This window comes from Microcystis sp. M090S1 (genome assembly GCF_020246295.1).
GTDB lineage: Bacteria > Cyanobacteriota > Cyanobacteriia > Cyanobacteriales > Microcystaceae > Microcystis > Microcystis aeruginosa.
Map to the genome: position 1 here is coordinate 1 of NZ_JADBTF010000255.1, position 5131 is coordinate 5131.

At 38.8% G+C, this 5131-nt stretch carries 5 protein-coding genes; all 5 read left to right on the forward strand.

Going from position 1 to position 5131, the window contains the following annotated elements:
- The first annotated feature begins 236 nt into the window (after positions 1–236).
- The 5 genes from IM477_RS11490 to IM477_RS11510 all read left to right on the forward strand — a co-directional run bounded on the left by IM477_RS11490 (position 237) and on the right by IM477_RS11510 (position 4863).
- Positions 237–1346 (forward strand): serine/threonine-protein kinase, encoded by a 1110-nt coding sequence (locus IM477_RS11490; protein WP_287731800.1) that lies wholly within the window; start codon positions 237–239, stop codon positions 1344–1346.
- A 188-nt stretch (positions 1347–1534) separates the two neighbouring features.
- Positions 1535–1822 (forward strand): hypothetical protein, encoded by a 288-nt coding sequence (locus IM477_RS11495; RefSeq protein WP_287731801.1) that lies wholly within the window; start codon positions 1535–1537, stop codon positions 1820–1822.
- 218 nt (positions 1823–2040) lie between these two features.
- Entirely contained in the window at positions 2041–2532 is a 492-nt protein-coding gene (locus IM477_RS11500; protein WP_287731802.1) for a COP23 domain-containing protein, read from the forward strand.
- Between the two features lie 59 nt (positions 2533–2591).
- Positions 2592–3941, forward strand: coding sequence for a S1 family peptidase (locus tag IM477_RS11505; RefSeq protein ID WP_287731803.1), 1350 nt, complete (start codon positions 2592–2594; stop codon positions 3939–3941).
- 49 nt (positions 3942–3990) lie between these two features.
- On the forward strand, positions 3991–4863 hold the full coding sequence (locus IM477_RS11510) for a S1 family peptidase (RefSeq protein WP_287731804.1): 873 nt from the start codon (positions 3991–3993) through the stop codon (positions 4861–4863).
- Positions 4864–5131: the final 268 nt, after the last annotated feature.

Genomic DNA, 5131 nt, shown 5'->3' on the forward strand with positions numbered 1-5131 from the left:
GGGCCGATGTGTTAAACCGCGCTGGTATCGGTATGGAAGTAATGCACGAGCGCAACGCGCACAACTTCCCCTTAGACTTAGCTAGTGGTGAACAGGCTCCTGTAGCTCTGATTGCTCCCGCTATCAATGGTTAATTCCTAGTCTGAATGAAAAGGCACTCCCGCGAGGGGGTGCTTTTTTGTGGCTGTGGTTGCTAGAATATAAATCATCTTCTGTCAAGATTGCCAACCAAGACCATGAAACCCTCAATAATTATTGGCCAGTATTATAAAATTGTAAAAAAATTGGGTGTGGGTGGATTTGGAGAAACCTATATAGCTGAAGATTCACGGCGTTTAGGAAGTCAATGTGTTATTAAAAAGCTTACATTTAAAAGCAATAACCAAGATGAACTTGAAAAAGCGCAGGAGTTATTTTATCGAGAAGCTAAAACGCTAAAGGATTTAGGCAAACACGATCAAATTCCTTATTTATCTGCCTATTTTTCAGAAGATCAAGAATTTTATTTAGTTCAAGAATATATAGAAGGTGATTCGCTGGAAGAGGAAATTAGCTCTCGCGGAAAATTCAAGGAACAGGAAGTCATTGAATTTTTGCTAGGGATTCTCCCCGTTTTAGAATACATTCATAAAAAACAAGTAATTCATCGAGACATCAAGCCATCGAATATCTTGCATCGGGATCAAGATAAAAAATTTATTTTGATTGATTTTGGAGGAGTCAAAGCACCTCTTTTATCCAATTCAACATTACCGAATTCATCGGGAGGGAATCTAACTAAAATTTTTACCATTGGTTATACGCCAAAAGAACAAATGGACGGTTATCCAGAATTCAATAGTGATATTTATGCTTTGGGAATGACTGTTATTAAAGCTTTAACTGGTATTGAACCAAAAGATATATCTCGTAATTCGAGTACCAAAATGCTCGCATGGAGAACAAAGGCTAATAACGTGGGGGATCAACTAGCGGCTATTATCGATCGAATGATTCAAGAAAACCACACAGATCGCTATACAAATGTAGAGGAAATTCTTGAAGACTTGCATCATTTAGGAAAAACAGTAGTTATCAATAATAGTCGAGTCAGTGTTCTTCGTTCGGCGATCAATACCCAGATTCCTATGGTCAATATACCTCTGGGCAAGTTTTTGATGATATTAGTCATGATCACAGGATTTATCTGGGGTTTTAATCTACTTCGAGCAATAGTCTTCGATTTGCATCCTCATCAGAAGCCGATCGAGTCCCCAATTCCAAAACCGTCTCCTAGTCCTTCTTCGCCAGACCCCGAAAACGAGGGAGGGATTTTTCTTCGTCCCGATAATCTAAAGAAGAACTAGGCTAGAGTCAAAGCACATCTAATCGTCTGGCTTGATAAGGGAAAGAAATAAAACGATTCTTTTGGTTTCTGTGTGGAAACGGGGGTCTATACTGATAGTTTCTTCTTTCAAAATAGTCCTAAAAGTATTATTCAGTAACCATTTCACCTTACATAAACAAAAATTATCACACAAAGTAGAGAAGAGCCATGACACGTCAATTTCATCAGATTATGCCACTGTTGGGATTATTGATTAGCTTGTTAAGTCTCTATACCGCCCAATACAATCTGCACTTTGCTTGGAAAAATCTAGTCATGAATTGTCAATCTCATCGCCACCTAGAAATTTGTCGAGATGTTCTACCGACTATAGAGGTTCCCGATAAACTTCTATTCCTTCGCACTGAAGAGAATAAACGAGAAGGGTCGATCGAGCCGTCAGAACCACTCTTTTTGCCGACTGATTCCTACCGAAAGCCGATCAGAGTACCTTGATTTTGTCAGAAAATCGTGACAAATCGTGACAAAACGAACACGGTGCAGAAATTGTTGAGTTAAGCAGAAATTGTTGAGTTAAGATGATTTTATATTATCCTTAGTGCTGGAGGGTTTTAACGTTGAATAGACTCAAGAGGTTCGCAATAGTTCTTGTAGCGGCAGTAGTCGGATTTTCGGTCTTATTCTCTCAGCCGATTTTCGCAAAAAACCCGCCAGTGAGGTTTCAGTGTCAAACTCTCAGTAATGGTGTTCCCGCTACTGTGGCTACTAGCCCGCAATGGCAGAACCAACCACGTCAATTGATTCGGTGGTTAGAACCGTTAGCGAGAGAGGCTGGGTACACGCCGCTACGACGCTGTCGAGAGGTGAGTAATCGTCTTAATAAACAGTTCAGCAAAGGGGGTCAATATATAGGGCATGGTTATATCAACGGAAATCCCGCAATTTGTACTACTAATAAAGAAGGAGCTAAATGTAGAAAAGAGCAACTTCTGTGGACGCTTAATGGAAATATTTACGGATTTGAGAATGGCAGTGGTGGGAAAGAAAGCCCTAGTCAGTTATTAGACGACTTGTTCGCTCTCCAAGATAGAAACGTTTCTGGGCGGCCTCTCAAGCAATGTGGTAATAAGTCAACATTCGTTAAGATTATGGCGGTTTTACGAGGTGAAGAGAAGGTGGCCAGAGAAGTGTGTGTTTCGCAGTAATCATGAAACTTAGAAAATTTATCGTTATCTTTCTGTTAACTTGCATGGTGTTGTTCACCATGCAAGCTTTTTTATATCCTATCGAGGCACAAACTTCTAATGCTGATGAGCAACCCTCTATAGGGAAGATGGATGAAGATATGATAAGGGATATCGCTAGATTGATCACTGTAAGAGTTTACACAGTTTTATGGGAAGAATGGCCATTTACAACAGACGACAGCGGTTCGGGAGTTATCGTTGATAGACAAGAAATCAAACGGAAAAATAGTCAAAGCATCTACAATTATTTAGTCTTAACAAACGCCCATGTCTTATCTAGAAGTGGCAAATTTTATATTCAAACTCATGAGGGTTTCATTCATAGAGGAAAAATTCATCCCAAGGCTAAATTCGAGCAAATGGGGGTAAAAGCTGATCTAGCCTTGTTATGGTTCGAGAGTCCTTATCAATACGAAACAGCCATTAAAAAAACGTCGGAAAATTTGCCAGATAAAAGTGACTTTTTTGTGACTGGATTTCCCTGTAAATTAAGTGCAGTTCCTATTACTGATTGTCCAGCAGAATTTCTTTTTACCAAAGGCAAAGGATGGGTTATTGATCGCTATCTAAAGGACGGATATCAATTGGCTTTTACCAATGACACCGAGGAAGGAACCAGTGGAGGTGCAATTCTCGATCATCAAGGGCATTTAGTAGGAATCAATGGAAGAGGAAAAACCACGACTGATGCCCCACAAAATAACTACGCAGATAATAAGAGAGTTCCGTTCATTATTCAAGACAATGCTCCCTTATCTTTGGGATTACCTATTGATTGGTATTTATCGCTCAATTCTCAGCAATTATTTAGCGAATTACCGACCTCCACGGCTCAATTAGAACCGATCGGATTTTTGTCTCCACCTGATCGGTTAACTCCTGAACAAAAGTTGAATATGATCTTGATACTATCGGGGGTATTGCCTTTGATAGTATTAATTCTGATAATATCAGTAGTTTTGACAATCATTAAAAATATAATCGAAAATTTTTGGATTTATTTTCATCCAACAAAAATAGCAACATTTCAGATAGAATCGAACCACAAAATTAAAATTGTTACATCAAATTTTGAAAAGTTAGTCGATATTCCTACACATAAGTCCACAAAATTGCCAGATGCACAGAACTGTCAAATAACGCTTACTCCCTTAAGTTTGGGAAGCAATCAAAACAAAAATATTATCCCAAAAATAGTAGATAGTGTTCAAAACTATTATCGATACGGGCTAGAAGAGGAAGAGAAAGATCAAAAAGTTATTTATAAAATTCTTCGTCGAGGCAAAACTCTTAAACTGATACATACTAGGTCTAAAATTGAAACTGTTACCGTTAAATTTGAATTTCAGGATAACACTGGTCAGTAAAAAATCTTTTGAAAAAAGGAATATTACTCACGAAAGCAAAGTAAAAAACATGAAGTATCGAGCTATTTATACTATTTATTTGTCAATTATTTTATGGGGTATATTGGTAGGCTGTGAAAAAAACGGCAATATGCCGCAAGAGCATGAGGTAAATTCATCAGTAATTTCCGAAACATTAAAAAAATCTACTGTGTATATCAAAGGAATAGGAACGGGTATAATCATCGGTTCCGCTTCTAATGATTACTATGTGCTGACCGCCAAACACGTAGTAGATAATCTATTGAATCCATCTTCAAAGGAGATCGTTACCTATGACAATCGATTCTATCCGATCCAAGAAATTATCCCAGACAGAGAATTAGACCTAGCCATTGTTAAATTCACTAGCGATATCGATTATCCTAATGTCACTTTAAATCCCAATATTTCTCAAGGTCAAGCAGTCTCGGTATTAGGATGGAGATATTGTTCTGGAAAACCAAAAGAGGAGTTGACACTCGGAGCTATAGAGCAGATCGTCCGCTCCGATCAAGAGTACACCGAAAACGATAGAAAGCTTTTAAAGAATCTCGACGATCCAAAAAAACACTTTCAAGAGGGAAATCGAGTCAAATATACAAATCCAACGATTGAAGGAATGAGTGGGGCTGGAGTCTTTAACCAAGATGATCAAGTGGTGGCTATTCATGCCACGGCTGGAACCTATGAAAACAGTACAGAAAACTGTTCGGTGTTAGATAGTACCCATAGTCCTAACTGGGGAATTCCGGTCGAGGTTTTTTTAGATTCTGCATTATCTCGCGGAATTCCGCTCAAAACGATCAAAGCTTCTCCTTACCAGAAGGAAAATCCTTCCCCGCAGAATATCAAGGAACAATCAAATGAGCCGATCTTTAAAAGACCGAAATCAGCAAATTAATCTAATTTGTTTGACCTGTACTCTTTGCTGTTCATCAGCCTAACCTTTAGGGGTGAAAGCGGCACTCACAGGAATAAGGAGTTCTGTCTTTGATTGAACGGTATTTGGTATTTGGGAGCATCTCATTTATGCAAGTGAGTAATTATACTTGTCCCTAAAACTGGTTTCTAGCAAGGCTTTCAAAATAGCTTGACATAAAAACCTGATTTGGGGGTTACAAAGGTGAGATGCTCCCCCCAACTCCCAACTCGTCCGGTCTATGGCAATA

Coding starts and splice junctions, on each gene's coding strand:
- IM477_RS11490 (WP_287731800.1), top strand. CDS start 237: ATGAAACCCTCAATAATTATTGGCCAGTATTATAAAATTGTAAAAAAA.
- IM477_RS11495 (WP_287731801.1), top strand. CDS start 1,535: ATGACACGTCAATTTCATCAGATTATGCCACTGTTGGGATTATTGATT.
- IM477_RS11505 (WP_287731803.1), top strand. CDS start 2,592: ATGCAAGCTTTTTTATATCCTATCGAGGCACAAACTTCTAATGCTGAT.
- IM477_RS11510 (WP_287731804.1), top strand. CDS start 3,991: ATGAAGTATCGAGCTATTTATACTATTTATTTGTCAATTATTTTATGG.